This window comes from Pedobacter sp. Leaf41, assembly GCF_001422545.1.
In the GTDB taxonomy this organism is placed as follows: Bacteria; Bacteroidota; Bacteroidia; order Sphingobacteriales; family Sphingobacteriaceae; genus Pedobacter.
On the sequence record NZ_LMLE01000002.1, the window covers coordinates 32,233 to 52,995 of the forward strand.

The following is a 20,763-nucleotide window of genomic DNA, read 5'->3' on the forward strand; positions in this document are numbered from 1 at the left end:
CAAAATTAACTCCACAAAAGGATCAATTATTACGGGAAACCGTAAATAGAAAAAAAATGTAAACAAGAAATTAGCTGTATTTAGCTATTGAACTGATAACACATTTTGGTCAACAGCTTCCCGGAATTTAACTTCTGATTTTTCTTTCATCCACCAGTTACTGTCTAAACGCTTAACAGAAGTGAATGGTCTTTTTACACCAACTTTCATTGTTGTCGCATCAAAATGCTTTTCCCAAACGTGAATTAGGGTGTCGCTGCCGATTTTTACCCACCATAATTTTTTGCCAAATCTTTGGGTGTTATAAATTTCAGAAATGGTTCCAACAATAACTTTGTTGTTAAAATTAGGCTCCATTAATTGAAAGGTTTGCATTTTACTTTTTTGCGCACTGGCACTTCCAATTATGAAAGTGAAGATTACTGGGGTTAGAAAATTTTTCATCTATCTGTCTTTTAATCATAAATCTGGGATGTGTTAACGGGAGGACGATAGATTTAAGTAAATACGATGCTATTGCATTTATCAATAACAATGTAGTGCCAAAACTACAGAATTAAAAAAGTTTTGATTTACGGGAAACCGTAATGTGGATTGTTTTTTCTGTAAAAATCTTGTAGCTGAAATGACCCTGATTGGAGAAAAGGGCCTTATTCGAAATTTCGTTGCGAAGGGGTATGGCAGGAAGTCGTTTAGATGATTCCCAAATCTTTACAGTAGGCCACCAACTGCTCATTCTTCGAAAATTCTAGCGAATCTTTAATATTACCCAATCGCTTTTCGAGACTACTTAAGCTTACAGGTTTTATTTTATGCTGTGATAAATAGCTTGGAATATCTTTTTGTGGAGTGCCTTGGGAAAGTAAGGAAATAATGGTCACATCATATTCAGTAAACTCAAAAGCATTTTTCTGTTTCATCGAACGACGTAAATCTTCAGATAGATAGGTTTTGTGTTGAGCAATATTTTCAAGGGCCTTTTTCAAATCTTTAGCATCGTGGCGGGCCTTGCGTACATAGCCATCAATCCGCAAATTTTTAAACAAACTATCAATTATTGCCGGATTGGTTTCCGCAGAAAATACCAATATTTTGATGAGTGGTTGAATTTTTTTTACGGCTTCAATTAACGCCAAGCCACCAGAAAGTTTCTGTGTACGATGATCTTCTTCAAAAGAAAGGTCGGTAATGAGCAGATCAAAAGGTTGATCATCGCTTAAGTTTTTTTGAATCTGCATAAATGCATCATCACAATAGTAGGTGTATTCTGTTTTGGAAATTCCTAAATCTTCCAATGTTTTTCTAACTGAAATACTCGTGCTTTCGTGGTCTTCGGCAATTAATACTCTTTTGAACATTTTATTTTGAATTAAGAAACTGGAAAAGAAATATGGACTTTGAGCCCTTTTTCCAGCTTGGTTTCAAAGGTAAGTTTCCCTCCAATTCCATCTATACGGGAAACCGTATTTTTCCATCCATTATTAAAAGTTTTATTTTCAGGCATGCCAATTCCGTTGTCGGTATAAAGAATATTAACCTGGTTTTCTTCCTGTTCGAATTTCAATACAACGGTTGTGGCATTACTGTGCTTTTTCATATTAACCATTAACTCCTGTAAAACCTGTTCGAGTTCGTATTGAACATTTGGCTGCACTTTTTCCCACAACTTATTGGAGTTACCCACAATAATCACTTTGGTTCGAGGCGTCGCGAATGAGGTAAGTATTTCTGATATTTTTACTTCGAAAGATTGTACATCATGCTCAGGTTGATCGTAAGAAATATCTCTCGATTTTTCATAAAGCACTTCAATTTTATCGATGATTGCTTCACGATCAATTTCAGGTTGATTTTCCATTTCACTCATTACGCGGTACAATCCGTTTGCTACAACATCATGAACTTTCTTTGATGTTTTCAATCTGTTTTCCTGAATGGCACTTTCCTTTTCGAGTTCCATTTTTTGTTGTCTTTTTTTATACCAAAAGAAAGCACTAATAGATACTGCAATAAAAACTACGAAACCGGAAGCCAGCAATAATTCTCGCTTGATAATTTGATAACGTTTTTCGGTATTGTCTTTCTGTAAGATTAAATTATCGGCCTTGTTTTTTTCGGAATTGTATCTAACCACTGCAAACTGATTTTTAGCCGCACTACGAGCTGTTTGCAAGCTGTCGTTTAGGTGTTGATACACGTCGAAATATTTCTTGATTTTTTTTGCTGGAGAAAGCTGGATGATTTTTTCTAAAGCCTCCAGCTGATCTGTAGGGCTCTCTAATTTTCTTGCAATTTGGTACATACCCTCAGCATAAAATAATGCCGAATCTGGTTTTATATTCGTGTAATAATCTGCCAGATGAGCATAGCTGGCATTAAGGCCCCATTCATTTCCTAATTTTCTGCGAATATTTAATGCCGCTAGCAGTTGTGGCAAGGGATTATATTTTGGATTTTGCAACCATTTTGTTCGTGCTGTATTTGAGGATACTCGGGCGTACTCGACTTGGTTTATATTCTGACTGATGATTTGATTATAGATCGTTAAAGCCTTGGCATAATCTTTAATTTTTTGGAAAGCCAGCGCTTTATTATTCTTGATTGTGAGTATTGATTCAGGGTCACTGCTATAATGTATGGCCTGATCATAGTAGCCTATCGCCAATTCATGCAGTTTCAAATCATCATATGTTGAACCTAAGATATTATAGTTTGCGGCAAAACAACTGTAATGTTCCCGATTGTTTTTATTCAAAAATGAAAACGATTGTACTGCACTCTCTTGTGCGCCATAGTAATCGCCGCCATCAGTTTGTATGGTAGCCATATAGTTGTAAGCCTTTGCTATCGTCAAACTATCTACATTAGTCTCCGTAGTTACCTTGTTGAAAAAGTAAAAAGCTGAATCGTTGCTTAACTCGTAAAGCTTGATTGCTTTTGAGTAATATGAGTTTGCATTTGGAATAGGATGAATGACTTTTTCTTTACAGGACAAAAGAATAAGTGAGAGTAGAATTAATAATAGATAATTTTTCAAGAGGGACAAGTTTCTTCAAATATAAAAAAAGAGCGATTTATAATCGCTCTTTTTTTATTTATGGTTTTGGGTGGATATGACCTTTTTCTCCTCCGGTATCATCTCCGTCCTCTCCATGATCTTCATAACAGATATCTTCATCTTCAGTACTGCTGATGTTTACAGTTGTGCCAGCACCAGAGGGCGGCGTATTTGTTGTTGATGGACTAACCAATCCTAATAAAATTGCTAAAAATAAGGGTAAAAACATGATTCAAAAATTTTAGAAAATGAAATACTTGTAGTTCCCCTCGAACCGTTCGAGGGGTTTGCTACGGTGTAAATCAGAAGGCCTTCTGAAAATTTTTGGGAAGTGTTTGAGTTCCTCCCGCGGCTGCTTTTTAACTGCTTCCCAGGTCAGTTATAGGCAACCGCGATGTTTACTCTTTTTGCAAAACTTGTTTATGAAGTGCAGTTAATTAGATTGCACTTGTGCTGTTTGCTGATACAAATATGAGTCGGTATAATGGCTTTGTTAGCAGACGATTCCGATAATACCGATTTTACCGATCGAATTCTTACAATACCTTTGACGATGTCGAAAATTCCGATAAATTTGTAGGTGTTAATGCTCTCCCTATGTTTGAAAAATACCAAGACAAAGTTTTAGAAGCTTATAAAACTAAAATTGAAAGCAAACAAATGCTTCAGTTGGTAGGAATAAGTCCAGCACTACTCAGAAATGAATGTTTAAATATTTACAGAGAGCGAAAGGTTGATGAAAAAGATATCCCTTCTTTGCGAGTGTTTTTCGGGCCGGATACAAACAACAAAGGTTATCTAAAAATAATCGATGAGTACCCAACAGGTAGATTCAGATCGCTGAGTAATTTTTTCAAAGGAATTCCCGTTAAGCCAGACAGGAAGAATATTGAACTTTTGGCTTGGTTAATTGATTATAAACCCAGACCCTATCAAGCATTGCGGGGATATGATATTTCTTCGGATGGTACTGCCGATGCAACTAGTAACGAAATAGTTGTAAAGCAAAAACAATTTCCAGAAGTTGAAACAATAGATATCAAAGAAGGGGAGGATGATTGTCAAAAAGAGCCGGCTAAAGAAGATGCTCTGGAAGTGAGAGGGGTTCAGAAAGGTATTCCAAAAAAATATTATAAATCTATATTCGCTTTTGGAGCTGCGGCCGCTGTTGCAATGGGCGCATTTGTTTTCTATCCTAAAAACTATCAATGTATGTATTGGGCAGGCGATCATTATGTAGAAATAGCATGCGATCAAAAAGCTTCAGCACAAGTGATTGCTTTGGATACTTTTAAGATTTCAAATCTAAAAAAGATAGACAAATGGGATACTTTGACAGCTGCATCTATAGGTAAAGTTCATTATGCAAAAGTTAAGGTTGATAGTGTAGACTTTTATACTGCAGGAGGCGATCATCCAACCAATAGCACAAAACGTCTTTTGCCATTAACACAATATATTCTAACTAAATATGTTGCCAACAAAAAATAAGAGATATAAATTAGTTTTTTATTCCTATCTCATTTATAAAATTGCGGACGATCGAAATAGTGATGAGTATAAAATTGGCTGATGATCTAATGCGATGACGGTGTCTTTCATGCGGAACACCGCCTAACGGCCAATTCATTTCTAATTTTCTTTCTTTTAAATTTCAATTGGCAATTAAAGGTTTTGCAGATATCAGTCGATGAAGGTGTTGACTTTCTTCTTCATTTGGTTTTAGTACGTTTTCCAACAGGGCCAACAGCGAATCTGCATCCCTCATTTGTGAAAAGATAAGATTCAAGGTCAGCTTTTCTTGTGCATCATTCAGTCCTTTAAACATGCGTGGCTGAATGCAGTAAATCGCTTTTACCAATTCGATGAAAAGCTCCTTTTGGTTCAAATCATTATCATTATTTCCAAATTTGGGCATTGAACCCGATAATAATAACTTTTGAATTAATTCATCAGCAGCATTATTTTTTACAAATACCTTTTGTTTATTGACGACAATTTTTTGCAGCTCCTTAATTAACTGTTTAAAAATAGGACTCTGTGGATTGGAACCAAACAGATTTACTGTTTCTTCCGTATCATTGAAATTAAAAAGATTAAAATAATCTGATTCGATATAAACGCTGTGATAAAAATTAATCGCGTTATTGTTGAAGGATGTGAGCTGTTTAAAAACCTCTTTTTTTTCGCTGTTTAAAAAATAGTAGTAAAACTTATCGCCAATTTTTTCGTTCCAGCGAACAAAGGTAATGGTAAACATAAATCTCGATGTGGAAGCATCTACAATTTCCCTTTCAAAAATTTCGTGGTCGGCCAGGAGCTCTTCATATATAATTCTTTCACCATTAATGCACAGCTGAAAATCGTGTTTGCTATTTAACAATAAAAACCAGCCAAATTCTGATTTCAGGTGGTTGATAAAGGCATCGTTGGTGAAATTATAGGCAGTTACACCGAAAAGATTTACCAGTTTTAATCGTGTACCCGATGCATTCTTTACCCCTTTTTGTTGGTGTTCATCGGCATAAAAATCTTTGTTGCTGGCATTAATGGTGATGTCGTAAGTGGTGAATGCCTGTGTATTTTCATCAAAAAATGTAGTATTCCAAATGGCGGTTTGCGCAAAAGCAATAAAGGAGAAACGTCCCTTGCCTTTTTTGCCCCGAACGTAAGATGAACGATGGTCGGTACTGCGTTTTAACGAGTCGAGAAATGCCCCAAAGGTTTGGTTAAGATTATTGAGGTTAATGCCGCTTCCGTTATCAATAATTTCTATCGATGGAATGAAATCAATTTCATTGGTATCAAAAACAAGATCAATTTTGGTTGCTCCGGCATCAAAACCATTCCATATCAGCTCTGAAATGGCCTCCATGTAATCTCTTGTAATGCCCGAAAACTCGACACTGTTATTGTTGATGCTAACCTTATTTTCCATAATGCGATCTTGATTTTATGAACCGCAAAATACTAAATTAATTAGCAAATAAAGTAAAAATAATTTACATTTAAACTGGCTCACTGGAATCCCTTTGGGTAAAAAAAGGATACTCTAAACTCCAATTATTGGCAGCAATTTGTTGCTTAACATAGCTGGTCGGTAAACCGTATTCAGGGAAAATTTAGTGAGACAAAGACTTTGAATTTGATTACTTTGGATAAATCACTAAATTTGCCATAAATCATCACAGTATAAAATGTAGGAGCAAATTCTTTCGATAAGACAAACGGTATCCAATTGCATTGGATCAGAAATTATTTACGTTTTAACAAAGATATCATGCTTACTTTACAAGGTGTTGCTTACCAACATCCCAATCGGGATATATTATTTTCTAATTTAAATTTTACGCTTCACGCCCAGAACAAAGTAGCCTTGGTAGGTCAAAATGGTTCGGGTAAATCTACTTTGCTCAATCTTTTGGCTGGAACTTTGCAAGTTACTAAAGGTTTGCTACAGGCAGATGATCAACCCTATCTGGTTCCCCAAATTTTTGGCCAGTTTAATGATTTAAGCATTGCAGAAGCGCTAAAGATTAATGATCGAATTTCGGCTTTACATGAAATTTTAAATGGAAAGGCAACTGAAGAAAACTTCGCAATTCTACAGGATGATTGGACTATTGAAGAGCGTTGCCATGAAGCTTTTGCCTATTGGCGACTTGAAATATCGGACTTTAATCAAAAGCTGGATTTACTAAGTGGTGGGCAAAAGACCAAGGTTTTCCTGGCTGGAATCTTTATTCATCAACCAGAAATTATTTTGATGGATGAGCCGAGTAATCACCTTGATGTGGAGAGCAGGCATTTATTATACAAGTTTATCCAGGAAACTAATAAAACGTTGCTTATTGTAAGTCACGACCGTATTTTGCTCAATCTTCTTAACCTCACGTACGAACTGAACCAAGGCGAAATCAATACCTACGGAGGAAACTACGATTTCTATTTGGAGCAAAAACAGATCGAAGAAGAAGCCTTAGCTAATGCCCTTAAAGCCAAAGAAAAAACGCTTCGGAAAGCGAAAGTGGTGGCCCGTGAAACTATTGAAAGGGAGCAAAAATTAGATGCCCGGGGAAAGAGGAAGCAAGAAAAAGCGGGTTTACCTACCATATCAATGAATACCTTGAAAAACAAGGCTGAGGGCAGTACAGCTCGTGTTAAGCAAATGCATGGTGAAAAAATTAGCAACATCAGTAAAGAATTAACGGAGTTAAGAAGCACTATTCCTTTAACTGGACAGATGAAAATTGGCTTTGATCAATCCAATCTTCATTATGGAAAAATACTCATTGAGGCAAGGGAAATTAACTTTGCCTATGGTAATAACAAGCTCTGGCTTTCGGCACTTAATTTTGAAATAAAAAGTGGTGAAAGAATTGCATTAAAAGGCATAAATGGATCTGGAAAATCTACTTTGATCAAGATTATTTTAGGAGAGTTGCTCCCTCAAACAGGAACAGTTAAAAACGCCACCTACGATGCAATTTACGTCGATCAGGATTATTCTTTAATCAATAATCAACTCACAGTTTATTTGCAGGCACAACAATATAATACCGGCGAGTTACAAGAACATGAAATCAAAATTAGATTAAATCGGTTTTTGTTTAATAAAGAAGACTGGGATAAGTCTTGCAGTGCATTAAGTGGAGGCGAAAAAATGAGGTTGATGCTATGCTTGCTAACCATCAAGAATAAGGCACCAGATATGATCATTTTTGATGAGCCCACTAACAACCTCGATATTCAAAATGTTGAAATATTAACTGAAGCCATTAACGAATTTAAGGGTACACTTTTAGTCGTATCTCACGATAGTTATTTTTTGGAGCAGATTAATATTGAAAGGGAAATAGTATTAGATAAATAGCTTGGTTTAAAAAGTCTGGAAATGAGAAAGCCTCATATCTCTATGAGGCTATATTGAATGTCTTATAAGTATCCACCGATAAAACTAAACCAAACAAACTATACTATAAACACAAGTGTAATTGGTTTGTTTTAAAATTTTTAAAAAATTTTTAAATTTCCATAAGATGAATTTATAGTGCCTTCATTCGCTTTTTTGAAAGGTATTTTCTAACAGGAATATCAAATAAAATCATGGTTAAATAGGCTAGGGCAACTAAGGCGATTACCCCGCTTGAAATTACTAAAGCCAATTCTGTTCCTTTTGGTTTGTACGCATTGTAATAATTGGCAAATACCCAAATGGCCATGTAATGTGTCATGTACAAAGGATATGATATCTTGCCAAAAAAGGTGCAAAATTTGGTTAACCCCTGGGTGGCAGCGGTTCCTGCACCTAAGGCAACCAAAAGGGGGAAATAAAATAGAACCACTAGTGATTCAGTTAGCCAGTTATAATTTGAATAAGGTATAAAAAATGCGAATAACAGCAAGATGGATAAGCCAACAAAACCGAGCTTGTTTTTAATGATCCATTTGGAGCGATAAATTAATAAGCCAGCTGTAAAAGAGTATAATATCCTTGCCCCACCTTCCCAAAAATTTTCGCCGGCCCAACCGCCCAATAATGAGCCCGTACGATAAGCAACTACTACCAGAATAATAGCGGCAACGCAAGCAAGTGCCATTAAATACTTTCTGGCCAATTTGTAAAGCACAAATGCATAAACAATGTTCGCCACATATTCCCAAAATAAAGACCAGGCTGGCGCATTTAAACCGAAGTTGTTAAAATAGCGCTCTTCCATTGTTGGAAAAGGAATTAATAAGGCGGAAGTTAAAAACAATAAAGTGATTTTGCCTATGCTATATTGGGCGGCGGTACCACTAAAGGGATCGAAAATGAAAGTTAGCAGTCCTAATACAGAACCAAAAATAACCAGAGGATGTAACCGGATGATCCGGGATTTAAAAAACTCCATAATGCCCATTTTTTCAAGGCGATCATCATAAGCATAGGCGATTACGAATCCAGAAAGGCAAAAGAAAAAATCGACAGCTAAAAACCCATGACCGAGAAAATTTTTGCTAAACTCGAAAACCACTTCCAAAAAATGGAAAGCAACAATGGCCAAAGCAGCCACACCGCGTAATCCATCTAGAATAATAAAATGTTCTTTGGTTTTTAATAAACCTGGAGTTACGTTGTTCATGGTATGCCCTGTGCTCACATTATTAAAATATGCAAGAAACAAGAATACGTATTTGACCAGACGATGTCAAATTAAAGCAGACGGGATTTTGATGGTTTGTGTAACAATAAAAGGACCTTCTGTTTGTTTGAAGGTCCTTTTATTGTCGTTTTAAGTTAATAACTCCCAAAATTAATCATCCATTGGATCCCAAATTTATCTTTGAAGCTTCCAAAATAATCGCCCCAAAACATATCTTCCATGGGCATTTCGATAGTTCCTCCTGCTGATAAACCATTGAAAAGCTGATCCGCATCTGCTCTGCTTTCTGCAGCAAGATGAACATACATATTATTACCTTCTCTAATAACATGTCCTGCTGAAGGCATACAATCTGATGCCATTAAAATAGTATGCTCATTAATGGGAAGTGCAACATGCATTACCCTATTTCGCTCATTTTCGGGTAATTCATCCGCGTTAGGCGCATCACTCATTTTTTTAAAAAAGATAAATTCGCCGCCCAATACCGATTTGTAAAAATTGAAAGCTTCTTCAGTCTGGCCGTCGAAGTTTAAATAAGGATGCATGGTTCTCATAAAATTTTTGCTATTTCTGCTAAGTTAAGCAGTACCTAAATTTTACAAAGGGGGGAGTTGAGACAAATTTGGGTCTTATTAAACTAGATTGTGTACTTCACTTCCTGTTAACTTCTGCATTAAATTATAAATATCGGCGACTGCCCAATGTTCAATAATTTTTTCATCTCTTAAACGAACAATATTTACTTCCTCGTACTCGATCTTTTTCCCTGTAGCTGGGATGTTAAGAAACGATTCTTTATGCGTTCCCGTTACAGTGAATTTGCACATTACTTTGTCGCCATCGCCTAAAATGTCATCGAATTTTATTTTTAAATCAGGAAAACCCAGTTTAAACACCTCAACGGTATCGTAAAAGGCTTTTTCGCCTTCGCGTTGCCAGGGAAATGTTTTATGCACTTTAACCCCACTATCCACGAACTTAGTAATGGCATCCAAATTGGCATTGTTGAGCAGCTCATCAAAAAATACCTTGCAAATCGCTTTGTTTTTCTCTACTTGATTATCCATAATTTCTATATTTTTTGTTGAAGAATTAATAATTAAACAGGATAAAGTACATGTTGTTTCCGCAATTTTGAGATCGTAAAACTCATGAGCGCTATTTGATAAATTGCGTTTTGTTTCTTTTTATAAAAAATGTATTACAATTTCTTTCGATTGGTTTTATTATTTAAATTCGGAAAGCCCTTAAGCCAACAAAACAATGACTAGATTTAACTTCGTTTGCTATTATTTACTTCTTACCATTTTGCTTTTTTCTTGCTCTCCTAAAACCAGTATAAGGGGGAACGATCAAAGTACCATTCGCGTTTTAACGTATAATATCCATCACGCCAACCCTCCATCCAAAGCAAAAGAAGGCTTGATTGATTTAGCTGCCATTGCAAAAGTAATTGAGACTCAAAAACTAGATTTAGTTGCTTTGCAAGAAGTTGATGTAAACACGAAACGGTCGGGAAACATGAATGAAGCGGTTTTTTTAGCCACCAGGCTGAAGATGAACTTCTATTTTTTTAAAGCGATAGACCATGATGGCGGAGATTACGGGGTAGCAATACTTTCGAAATATCCCTTGAGCGATCCACAAACCTATAAGTTGCCTAACAACGGCGAAGCAAAAGCAGAACCACGGGTATTGGGAATGGGTACGGTTACACTACCCGACGGAAGAAAAATCCGTTTTGCGTCAACACATCTCGATGCACAGAAATCGGAAGAGAATAGAATGATGCAGGTAAACGAAATCAATAAATTAACCGAAACAGAAACCCTTCCGCTAATTATTGCAGGAGATTTAAATGCCAACACAAACTCGGAGGTGGTCAAAGTTTTCGACAGGCAATTTGTTAGAACCTGTACTGACTGTGGTTTTACAATACCTGTAATCAATCCTAAAAATACTATCGATCACATTGCATTTAAAAAAGGAAATAATTTCGAAGTGATTTCTCATCAGGTGATCAATGAAACGTATGCTTCTGATCACTTGCCTGTTTTAGCCATACTAAAACTGAATAAATAACTCAACCTAAACCAAACCATAAACCTATGAACCGCAGAAATTTACTCAAAACTTTAAGTATAAGTTTAGGCGCAACCGTAGTGAGCACGGATGTACTTGCCCGCTTGGCGGATAATACTTACAGCTATCGTATAGCTGACAATCCTTTGCATAAACCCTTGGCAAAGCCCATTACGGCAATTACCTGTGGTGCGGGAAACCGGGGCACTGTTTACGGTAATTTTGCGGCAAGTTTTCCCGATCAGATAAAAATAATCGGTGTGGCCGAGCCCATTCCATACAGAAACGAACGATACGCCAAAAAGCATAAAATTGCTGATGAAAATCGGTTTAATACCTGGGAGGATGTATTTAAAAAACCTAAAATGGCTGATGCCATTATTATTTCCATGCCTGATAATTTGCATTACGAACCTTGTATGCAAGCACTAAAGATGGGATACGATATCCTATTGGAAAAACCCATTGCGCCTACCGAAAAAGAATGCCGTGATATTTTGGCTTTGGCGAAGAAAACGGGAAGAATTGTTGCGGTTTGCCACGTATTACGCTATGCGCCATATTTTGTAAAGATGAAAGAACTGATTGCAAAAGGTGCTATTGGTGAGGTAATCAGTATTCAGCATTTCGAACCTATTGAACATACCCACATGGCACATTCTTATGTGCGTGGAAACTGGCATAACTCCAAAGCCACCACGCCTATAATTTTGGCTAAATCTTGTCACGATTTAGATATTATGAAATGGGTAATCAATAAGAAAGCCGAGCGTATTGTGGCCATGGGCGATTTAAAATGGTTTAAAAAAGAAAATGCTCCTGAAGGAAGTACTGCCCGATGCACTGATGGGTGTGCGGTGGAGCGGGAATGTCCGTATTCGGCAATTAAAGAATATGTAGATCGCAATTCGAGGACATCGGTTCTGGATATCCCTGAAGGTACAACCGACAGAAAAGCGGCGATAATGGATAAACTTAAAACAACAAATTATGGCCGTTGTGTTTATCGCATGGATAACGATCAGCCAGACCATTATGTAACCAGTATTCAATTTAGTGATAGCGTAACCGCAAACTTTTCAATGGAAGCTTTTACTTCATACCATGATAGAAGAACCCGAATTATGGGTTCGATGGGTGATATAGTTGGCGATATGACGGAGTTGGTGGTACATGATTTTAAGACCAGAAAAGAAACGAAATTTATTCCAAAAGCTGATGATGTAGATGGTTATAAAAATAGCGGGCATGGCGGTGGCGACTGGCTTTTGGTAAAGGATTTTTGCCAAGCCGTATCACAGCAAAACCCTGCATTATTAACCTCCACAATTGACGAATCTATAGAAAGCCATATTATGGGTTTTATGGCAGAGAGCAGCAGGAAGAATGGTAAGGTAATGGATGTAAAGATTTAAATGGTTTTCATGATCGTCATCCTGGCAGATGTGAGGATGACGATCATGTTTTTTCTATTGGTTGGTGTCTCTTCCAACCAGATTTATATCGTTATTTTGCATTAAGATTGCCAATTAAATTGGGAAGGACGACCGTTCGTGTTGGGGACTTTTCTAATGGTTAGCCTGTCCGCCCACCAACCAGACTAATTTCCCGTTGTCAACGTTTAGTCGTCATCCTCGCGTATGCGTGGATCTTAAAGCGAAAGATCTACCACATTAACTTCTCTACTGGTTGTTGTCTCCACCAACCAAAGAAAAAAGATCTAATTCACTAACTAAAAGCACTCCACCTCCCAAAAACGTGTCCAGTTTTTATGGGGAGCCAGAGAGATAATGCCTTCCTTTTGTTGCAGTTCCTGATTATGATTTACGCCATCGGCTACGCCACACCAAGGTTCCAAACATACAAATGGAGCATCTGGCGCCGCCCATATCCCAAAAAATGGGAAGTCTTCGAAATGGAAATGCAGGCCGTAATCATTCTTATTATTCAGCAAACTAATACAGCTGCTTTGCATCGTTTTAAAAACCAATGCATCATTGTAAAACAGCTCGTGTTTTAGATTTAATTTATGCCCGTTAAGTTCAATAGACTCAGTTTCGTTGGCAACCAAACCATCTTCCAGTTTCCAATAGGTCAACTTCTCATCTGTATTAAAAGCCAAATAGTAATCCTCGTAGGTGGTATTTGGCGTATTGGGTACCGCAAATGCAGGATGCGCACCAATAGAAAATAACATTTCATTGGTACCGGTATTAGTTACTTCGTAAGTTAAATTCAGCTTTCTGTCTATCAATTTATAAATCAGCTTAAGCTCAAAATAAAAAGGATAAACCTTAAGTGTTTCATCGCTTTGCGATAAGGTAAAAACAACTTCAGTATCGCTTATCTTTTCAGCCGCGAAAACATGATCGCGGGCAAAACCATGGCGTGGCAACTTGTAGTCAACGCCATTATATTTGAAATGTTCATCCTTAAGCGAACCTACAATTGGGAATAACACCGGACTATGTTTTGCCCAATATTTTGGGTCGGCGCTCCACAAATATTCTATTTTAGTTTCCTTGCTATAAAGGCCTTGAAGTTCTGCACCTTTTGCTGCAATACTTATTTTTAGGTAGTTGTTTTCGAGGGTTATCATTTCATTTTAAAAGTAATAAATATGCGGTGCTTTGGAAACTATTTTGTTAAATTTGATCTGAAATCTCCATGTCTGCCATTAAGCCACTGATTATTTAAGTTGCAATAGTTGTTTGCAGTTTAATTTAGGAGGGCACTCGTAAAAACAATAAAATATGCCTGTTGATCTCTCTAAACTATCGAATTCAAAAGTTAAAGCTGCAATAAATGCCTTGCAAAAAGGTGATGAGAAAACCTGGTTCTCATTGTTTGCTGACGATGTTAAATTTTATGACGACGGCAACCAGCTTCAGTTTAATAATTTCTTTAAAAAAGCTTTAGGGCATGAACGCTTTACCAGTATTGATCAAGTGGAAAATAATGGCTTAGATGTTTATGGCAATTTCCACTCCGACCAATGGGGCGACTTTAAAACTTTCTTTAAATTTCAAATCGGCAAAGGCGGGAAGATTAACCGGTTGGATATTGGCCAAAGTTGAGTTTGGAGTCTAAAGTCTTCAGGCCAAGGCCGACAGCTTAAAGACTAATGACTCATGACTACCTTCACCCTTTCTCTTCCCAGATTACGGCAATGTTGATAATGGTTTGTACGGCTTTCTCCATATCCTGAACGCTTACCCATTCTTGCTTGCTATGAAAAGCATGTTCTCCTGCAAAAATATTCGGACAAGGTAAGCCCATATAAGATAAACGTGAGCCATCGGTGCCGCCACGAATGCTTTGTTGCTTGGCCACTACACCTGCCCTTTCAATGGCTTCTATTCCATATTCCACAATCTTCGGATGTTTATCCAACACTTGTTTCATGTTTCTGTACTGTGGTTTTATCTCCAGATTGTAAGTGGAATTTGGATAGTTTTTCAGAACATTTTTTATCGTTTCGTCCAAAAATTTACCATGTTCTGCTAGCTTCTCATCCGTAAAATCTCTGATGATAAAATGTGCCTCTGCTTGCTCAACCTGGCCGCCGATACTCACTGGGTGAATGAATCCTTCTTTTTGATGAGTTGCTTCTGGGGTGAGCGTATCTTTTGGTAAAGAAGCAATGATATCAGCAATAATTTTGATGGCACTTTCCATTTTACCTTTGGCAAAACCAGGGTGTGTACTCACGCCATTAACGGTTAATGTTGCGCCTTCCGCAGAAAATGTTTCATCCTCAATTGATCCTAAAGTTTCGCCATCTATAGTATAACCAAAATCAGCACCTAATTTTTCGAGATTTGCCTTATCCACGCCTCTTCCGATTTCTTCATCGGGGGTAAAAAGAATTTTGATCGTACCGTGTTTAACATCCGGGTTGTTCATTAAAAAAGCAGCCGCTTCCATAATTTCCGCCAATCCGGCCTTGTTATCGGCACCTAATAAAGTAGTGCCGCTTGCAGTAATGATAGAGTTTCCAAATTGCTGTTTTAAATCGCGATGTTCTGCAAGTTTAATTACGATATTATTGTCGTCGGGCAATATCAAATCTTGTCCTTGATAATTGTCATGAATAATCGGTTTAACATTTTCTCCGCTGCAATCTGGCGAAGTATCCATGTGCGAACAGAAAAAAATTACAGGAAGATTTTTATCGCTCGTAGCAGGAATGGTTCCATAAACGTAGCCATTCTCATCCATTTCAGCATCAGAAATGCCTATTTCCAAAAGTTCCTGAACAAGTACTTTTCCTAAATTCTTTTGCTTCTTTGTTGATGGGCAAGTGGCAGAATTTGGGTCAGATTGTGTATCTATTTTGGCATACTTAATAAATCTATGCGCTAATGAATTGTTAAAGTTGATGTAATTGCTCATAATTCAAAGGTAAAAGTTATAGATATTGAATAAACATATTATTTTTGTAAAAAAACAATATGACTTATCGCCTCCCGAAGACAAGTGCGCTAACTGTTTTATTCTCTTTATCTTTTTTGATGTCGTTTTCGCAATCAAACTACTTTAAATGGTCGTGGGGTTTAGGCGGCGGTGCCAATTACTCTAAAACCGACGTAGTGGAAGGGAATTGGGGATATACCGCAAAAGGTGAAATCAATTATCATTTTACACCTTTTATTACCGGTGGCTTGGAGGCACAATACGGCATGGTGCAAGGTGGTGATATTGTTACTGATCCACATAATCGACAATTTGTTAACAAATACACCAGTATTACTGCAAATTTAAAACTGCATTTGGGTGAATTTATCCCTTACGAGCGTAAGCCTTTTTTAGAAGCCATCAAAGGAATATATGCTGGGATTGGTATAGGTGCAATAAATAACAACATTTCTGATATTGTACGTTACAAGCCTAGCTGGGCTGCTTTTGATCCTGGTTATGGTCCTTTTCCTGGTGAAGATAAGGGCGTTAATTTAATCGTTCCAATCAACTTAGGATTTAATTACTACCTCAACGATGGTTACGGTTATGTTCGCTATGTGATCAACTTCAACGCACAAAGCAATTTCACCTTTGGAGAAGGTTTAGATGGCTATAACGATCCCTCAACAAAATTCAAAAACTACGATCCTGATACATTTAACGTTTACAGTGTAGGGGTAAAGTATTTCTTCGGAAATATAAAGGCGTATCGTAAGTTCTTCTAAACACTATTCATTCTCTTAAATCAGTTTGCATGAGAAATTTGTTTGTCATCTGTTTTTTAATCTTATCTTTTGAAACAATGGCACAAAAAATACCTTTCGAAAACGGTGGTAAAAAAGAAACCACCACTTACGATGCAGCAATTGCTTACTACGAAAACATTGCGAAGAACTATCCTCAGGCGAAGCTTTTGACCTACGGAAGTACCGATTTTGGCAAGCCACTCCATTTGCTGGTTTTATCGCAAGATAAAGTTTTTGATCCTGTTGAAATAAAGAAAGCCAATAAGGCTGTTTTGCTTATCAATAATGGGATTCATCCGGGAGAACCTGAAGGTATTGATGCTTCCATGATGCTGGCAAGAGATCTATTGAAAGAAGACAGACTTCCAAAAGATGTGGTGATTTGCATTATCCCTATTTATAATATTGATGGAAGTTTTAACCGGAGTTCAACCTCAAGAGCAAACCAAAACGGCCCATTGGCTTATGGCTTTCGCGGAAACAGCAAAAATTTAGATCTGAACCGCGATTTCATCAAAACCGATTCTAAAAATTCGGCAACCTTTCAGTTAATTTTTAACACCTGGCAACCCGAAATTTTTGTAGATACCCATACCAGTAACGGTGCCGATTACCAGTACGTGATGACACTCATTCCAACACAAAAAGACAAGTTGAATGCTCTTTTATCAGGATACTTAACTAAAACTTTGGTGCCCGATTTATATTCGACGATGGAAAAGAAAGGTTACCCGATGATTCCATATGTAAACTCCTTTGGCGAAGTGCCGGAAACGGGAATTGCTGGTTTTATCGAATCGCCCCGCTATTCTACAGGTTATACCACCTTGCACAATACCATTGGTTTTATGCCAGAAACGCATATGCTTAAAGCGTATGACTTGCGGGTTGATGCAACCTATAAACTTCTTCAAACCTATGTTGATATCGTTCAGCGTGATGCCCAGGTTATTACAGAAAATAAACGTAAGGCGGATGAGCTTGTAGCGAAACAAACCGAATTTCCCCTGGCCTGGAAATTAAATAAATCTGTTTCTAATAATTTGCCCTTTAAAGGTTTTGAGGCCGGTAAAAAGCCAAGTGAAGTAAGTGGTTTTGATCGGCTATATTATGATCGGGATAAGCCATATACCAAAACTATTAAAGAGTGGAATAATTATGAACCGGCTATTACGGTGCAAAAACCAGTAGCTTATATCATTCCGAAAGCATGGGATAGGGTGATTGCATTACTTAAACTTAATAAAGTGAAGGTTGAAGAGCTCAAAACAGACACCAAAATTTCCGTAGAAAGCTATTACATTACAGATTTTAAAACGGCTAGTCGTCCGTATGAGGGGCACTATTTACATTCTGCTGTAGTGGTTAATCCTGTTAAAAATACTTTGCAATACTACGCTGGCGATTTTGTGGTGTATGCCAACCAGAAAACGAACCGGTTTATTGTAGAAACCCTGGAGCCACAAGCCACCGACTCTTATTTCAACTGGAATTTTTTCGATTCCATTTTAGATATGAAGGAACATTTTTCTGCTTATGTTTTTGAAGATACTGCTGCTGATTTGCTCAAAAGCAACCCAGAGTTGAAAAATAAATTAGAGGCTAAAAAGGCATCAGATGCAGACTTTGCCAAGAATGCGGCAGCGCAACTTGATTTTGTGTATAAAAATTCTGATTATTACGAGAAAACACATAACAGATACCCGGTGGCACGTTTGGAAATAGACGTAAAGCTCAACTTAAAATAAATAAATGGAATACCTCAGCATTGCTCCTGTAGCATCAATCATATTTGTCTTTACAATTGTTACCAGCTTGTATGCCTTTTACGATCAAAGCATATACGGTAAGTTTATGTTACATCCTTACAGTGTATCGAAAGGAAAAAATGTTTATACGCTAATAACCAGCGGTTTAATTCATGCCGATTGGATGCACTTGTTTTTTAACATGTTTACGTTCTATGCTTTTGCATTTACCTTGGAGCAAATGATGGGCAGCTGGCAATTTGGTTTAATGTATTTTTTAGCCTTGATATTGAGTGATCTGCCAACTGTATTTAGACATAAAAATGATTTTCACTACAATAGTTTGGGTGCTTCTGGCGCAATTAGCGGTGTATTATTTAGTTTCATCCTTTTTAACCCTATGGCAGGAATTGGAATTCTGTTTTTGCCTTTTTCTATTCCAGCAGTAATTTTTGGGGGAATTTATTTAGCCTATTGTGCTTATGCCTCAAAAAACTCGAGAGACAACATTAATCACGATGCCCACTTTTTTGGTGCACTAACCGGATTGATTTTCACTATTATTTTCGTGCCGGGTATACTCCAAAACTTTTTTGCAATAATAGGTGCAAAGTTAGGAATGTAATTATCCTGCAGCAGGTAAACAGGGTTTTTCGAAAAAGCTCATTGGATGGTCAGGGTCTTTAATGATCTCAAACTTTACATATCCCCAGGGTTTCCAGAAATTTTCCAGTACCTGAGCATAAATTTTGTGCTGCCAAACATCAAACAAAGGCTTGGTCATATTTCCACGAAGCGGCATCGCTTCAATGTAGGTTGTGCCCTCAACAGGCATAAATGTGTATTCTGGCAAGCGGTTAAACAAATAAGCGGAGTAGTAAAAACGAGCGGTAAGTTCTTCAAATTGTTGTGCCGTGAGTGCTTTATTTTTCACCTCATTTATAATTTCCTGGTGATAACGTTTATTGGTGCCATTATCCTGAAGGCAAGCAATAATACCAAAATCTTTCATCTTCAGCGAAAAGGTAAGCGTATTAATTTCATCTCTGAAACTGAATGGAGTTTGCTCATCCTCCAGCTTTACTACCGTGATCGACCAGGGAGTGAAATTTTCGAACTCGATGCTGGTATACATATTCTGCATCATAAAGTTGAGGTTGGCGAACTTCATCATCAGCGATTGAGACATATTCAAGCCATCTGCCGTCATTTCCTTGCGCAAAGCAGAATGCATTTCAATGTAAACGAAGCCATATAAAAACTTCCCAATCCAATTAAATAGCTCAAGCTCTGGCAAAGCCGAAACAGCATGATAACCTGTAGCAAATGCTTGTTCTACTTTTTCTTCCAGTGGATTTAAAAATTGCTCATTTACTTCGCTATTAACAGGAATTACCAGGGTATTGTAAGAACGTATGCTTTCATCCAGGAACTGAATCTGCTCCTCGCCTGTTAATCCTGCTTGCTCCAACAACCATTTTGGAATCAGCGGAACCTGGGTTACTGGAGAGTTAAAAGTGTTGCCGCTCAGGAAACATTTTTTGTATAAGAAATCGAAACTTTGGAAAGGATTGTATAGGCCGGTATTCATCACTGCAATATTAGTTATTATATCGTTATCGCTTGTCAGTGATATTTTATTTTAACCCTGGGATTACAACATGATGGTTTTTGAGGGCGTTGTTTTTTGGACGGCAGCAGGGCAAGTCGTCTTCTCGAACGACATCTTTCTTGTCGGAGAGATCTTATTCAGTAATTCTGTTTAAAAGATCTCTCCTCAACCCAAGAAAAATGGGTTTCGTTCGATAATACGGTTACTCGACAGTTCGTCCTCACAAATGACATTCTTCCTGTCGGAGAGATTTCATTTCGATAACTCCTCCAAAAAGATCTCTCCTTAACCCAGGAAAAATGGGTTTCGTTCGAGATGACGGTGCTAGACAGGTCGTCTTCTCGAACGACATTCTTCATGTTGGAGAGATCTCATTCAGTAAGTGGATAACTTAAGTTAGCAACTTACCATTCTGAAATTTCGCTCCATAAATCTTTCCACTCTGGATTAAGTTTATCAATCAGACGATTTTTCTTTTCCCTTCTCCATTTTTTCAATTCCTTTTCTCTATTTATGGCTTCCTCAATCGAGGGGAATATTTCGAAATAAATGCAGAATTCTAGGTTATACTTAGCAGTAAATGAATTAGGGTAATGATGAGTTTTATGTTCAAAAATGCGATTGCGCAAATCAGAGGTTACGCCAATATATAATACTGTTTTATTTTTATTTGTCATCATGTATATACAGCCACCTCTTTCCATAAATCTTTTATTAATAATAGATTAAAACTCTGTCATAAAGCTATTAAAGATCTCTCCTTAACCCAGGAAAAATGGGTTTCGTTCGAGATGACGGTGCTAGACAGGCCGTCCTTTAGATTTGTATCAGTATTTTATTTAGGGATTAATTGATATTACAATTAGTTTGGTTTAGAATAATATATTTAAAAGATTACCTAATCGGT

The 20,763-nt window shown here is 37.3% G+C and carries 20 protein-coding genes; 8 read left to right on the forward strand and 12 right to left on the reverse strand.

Annotation, left to right across the window (positions count from 1 at the left end):
• Positions 1-84 precede the first annotated feature (84 nt).
• From ASE92_RS06640 to ASE92_RS06655, 4 genes are all read right to left on the reverse strand, one after another.
• The gene (locus tag ASE92_RS06640) at positions 85-444 is read right to left on the reverse strand and encodes a hypothetical protein (RefSeq protein ID WP_056849335.1); all 360 of its coding nucleotides are present in this window, start codon (positions 442-444) and stop codon (positions 85-87) included.
• 248 nt (positions 445-692) lie between these two features.
• Positions 693-1,358 (reverse strand): response regulator, encoded by a 666-nt coding sequence (locus ASE92_RS06645; protein WP_056849336.1) that lies wholly within the window; start codon positions 1,356-1,358, stop codon positions 693-695.
• A gap of 11 nt (positions 1,359-1,369) precedes the next feature.
• Positions 1,370-3,037, reverse strand: a complete 1,668-nt coding sequence (locus tag ASE92_RS06650; protein ID WP_157255661.1) for a tetratricopeptide repeat-containing sensor histidine kinase — start codon at positions 3,035-3,037, stop codon at positions 1,370-1,372.
• A gap of 58 nt (positions 3,038-3,095) precedes the next feature.
• Positions 3,096-3,287: a hypothetical protein gene (locus ASE92_RS06655; RefSeq protein WP_056849338.1), complete on the reverse strand. Its 192-nt coding sequence runs from the start codon at positions 3,285-3,287 to the stop codon at positions 3,096-3,098.
• Between the two features lie 368 nt (positions 3,288-3,655).
• Here ASE92_RS06655 and ASE92_RS06660 point away from each other — a divergent pair, with 368 nt between their 5' ends.
• Positions 3,656-4,549: a hypothetical protein gene (locus ASE92_RS06660; protein WP_056849339.1), complete on the forward strand. Its 894-nt coding sequence runs from the start codon at positions 3,656-3,658 to the stop codon at positions 4,547-4,549.
• A gap of 163 nt (positions 4,550-4,712) precedes the next feature.
• Here the strand turns inward: ASE92_RS06660 and ASE92_RS06665 are convergent, their stop codons facing one another.
• Complete coding sequence (locus ASE92_RS06665; RefSeq protein ID WP_056849340.1) at positions 4,713-5,996, reverse strand: ATP-binding protein; 1,284 nt, start codon at positions 5,994-5,996, stop codon at positions 4,713-4,715.
• A 342-nt stretch (positions 5,997-6,338) separates the two neighbouring features.
• Here ASE92_RS06665 and ASE92_RS06670 point away from each other — a divergent pair, with 342 nt between their 5' ends.
• A complete protein-coding gene (locus tag ASE92_RS06670; RefSeq protein WP_056849341.1) occupies positions 6,339-7,931 on the forward strand; it encodes an ABC-F family ATP-binding cassette domain-containing protein in 1,593 nt (530 codons plus the stop codon).
• A 172-nt stretch (positions 7,932-8,103) separates the two neighbouring features.
• On the opposite strand, the gene ASE92_RS06675 is transcribed toward ASE92_RS06670, so the two are convergent.
• The 3 genes from ASE92_RS06675 to ASE92_RS06685 form a co-directional block, all read right to left on the reverse strand.
• Complete coding sequence (locus ASE92_RS06675) at positions 8,104-9,183, reverse strand: acyltransferase (protein ID WP_056849342.1); 1,080 nt, start codon at positions 9,181-9,183, stop codon at positions 8,104-8,106.
• 155 nt (positions 9,184-9,338) lie between these two features.
• Positions 9,339-9,761, reverse strand: coding sequence for a VOC family protein (locus ASE92_RS06680; protein WP_056849343.1), 423 nt, complete (start codon positions 9,759-9,761; stop codon positions 9,339-9,341).
• A 78-nt stretch (positions 9,762-9,839) separates the two neighbouring features.
• Positions 9,840-10,274 carry an ester cyclase gene (locus tag ASE92_RS06685; RefSeq protein ID WP_056849344.1) on the reverse strand — a complete coding sequence of 145 codons (435 nt, stop codon included), beginning with the start codon at positions 10,272-10,274 and terminating at the stop codon, positions 9,840-9,842.
• A gap of 196 nt (positions 10,275-10,470) precedes the next feature.
• On the opposite strand from ASE92_RS06685, the gene ASE92_RS06690 reads away from it, so the two are divergent.
• Together ASE92_RS06690 and ASE92_RS06695 are read left to right on the forward strand one after the other, a co-directional pair.
• The gene (locus ASE92_RS06690) at positions 10,471-11,289 is read left to right on the forward strand and encodes an endonuclease/exonuclease/phosphatase family protein (RefSeq protein WP_056849345.1); all 819 of its coding nucleotides are present in this window, start codon (positions 10,471-10,473) and stop codon (positions 11,287-11,289) included.
• 26 nt (positions 11,290-11,315) lie between these two features.
• Complete coding sequence (locus tag ASE92_RS06695; RefSeq protein ID WP_082454962.1) at positions 11,316-12,704, forward strand: Gfo/Idh/MocA family protein; 1,389 nt, start codon at positions 11,316-11,318, stop codon at positions 12,702-12,704.
• Between the two features lie 317 nt (positions 12,705-13,021).
• On the opposite strand, the gene ASE92_RS06700 is transcribed toward ASE92_RS06695, so the two are convergent.
• Complete coding sequence (locus ASE92_RS06700) at positions 13,022-13,888, reverse strand: aldose 1-epimerase family protein (RefSeq protein WP_056849346.1); 867 nt, start codon at positions 13,886-13,888, stop codon at positions 13,022-13,024.
• 154 nt (positions 13,889-14,042) lie between these two features.
• On the opposite strand from ASE92_RS06700, the gene ASE92_RS06705 reads away from it, so the two are divergent.
• On the forward strand, positions 14,043-14,366 hold the full coding sequence (locus ASE92_RS06705; RefSeq protein WP_056849347.1) for a hypothetical protein: 324 nt from the start codon (positions 14,043-14,045) through the stop codon (positions 14,364-14,366).
• A 64-nt stretch (positions 14,367-14,430) separates the two neighbouring features.
• Here ASE92_RS06705 and pepT read toward each other — a convergent pair whose 3' ends face one another.
• Complete coding sequence (pepT, locus tag ASE92_RS06710) at positions 14,431-15,684, reverse strand: peptidase T (RefSeq protein WP_082454963.1); 1,254 nt, start codon at positions 15,682-15,684, stop codon at positions 14,431-14,433.
• Positions 15,685-15,743: 59 nt separating this feature from the next.
• Here pepT and ASE92_RS06715 point away from each other — a divergent pair, with 59 nt between their 5' ends.
• The 3 genes from ASE92_RS06715 (at position 15,744) to ASE92_RS06725 (ending at position 18,869) form a co-directional block, all read left to right on the forward strand.
• On the forward strand, positions 15,744-16,475 hold the full coding sequence (locus ASE92_RS06715) for an outer membrane beta-barrel protein (RefSeq protein ID WP_157255662.1): 732 nt from the start codon (positions 15,744-15,746) through the stop codon (positions 16,473-16,475).
• 77 nt (positions 16,476-16,552) lie between these two features.
• A complete protein-coding gene (locus ASE92_RS06720) occupies positions 16,553-18,244 on the forward strand; it encodes a M14 family metallopeptidase (RefSeq protein WP_082454964.1) in 1,692 nt (563 codons plus the stop codon).
• 4 nt (positions 18,245-18,248) lie between these two features.
• Positions 18,249-18,869, forward strand: coding sequence for a rhomboid family intramembrane serine protease (locus tag ASE92_RS06725; protein WP_056849351.1), 621 nt, complete (start codon positions 18,249-18,251; stop codon positions 18,867-18,869).
• Here the strand turns inward: ASE92_RS06725 and ASE92_RS06730 are convergent, their stop codons facing one another.
• Positions 18,870-19,835, reverse strand: a complete 966-nt coding sequence (locus ASE92_RS06730) for a hypothetical protein (RefSeq protein WP_056849352.1) — start codon at positions 19,833-19,835, stop codon at positions 18,870-18,872.
• A 425-nt stretch (positions 19,836-20,260) separates the two neighbouring features.
• Entirely contained in the window at positions 20,261-20,560 is a 300-nt protein-coding gene (locus ASE92_RS06735) for a GIY-YIG nuclease family protein (protein ID WP_056849353.1), read from the reverse strand.
• Between the last annotated feature and the right edge of the window lie 203 nt (positions 20,561-20,763).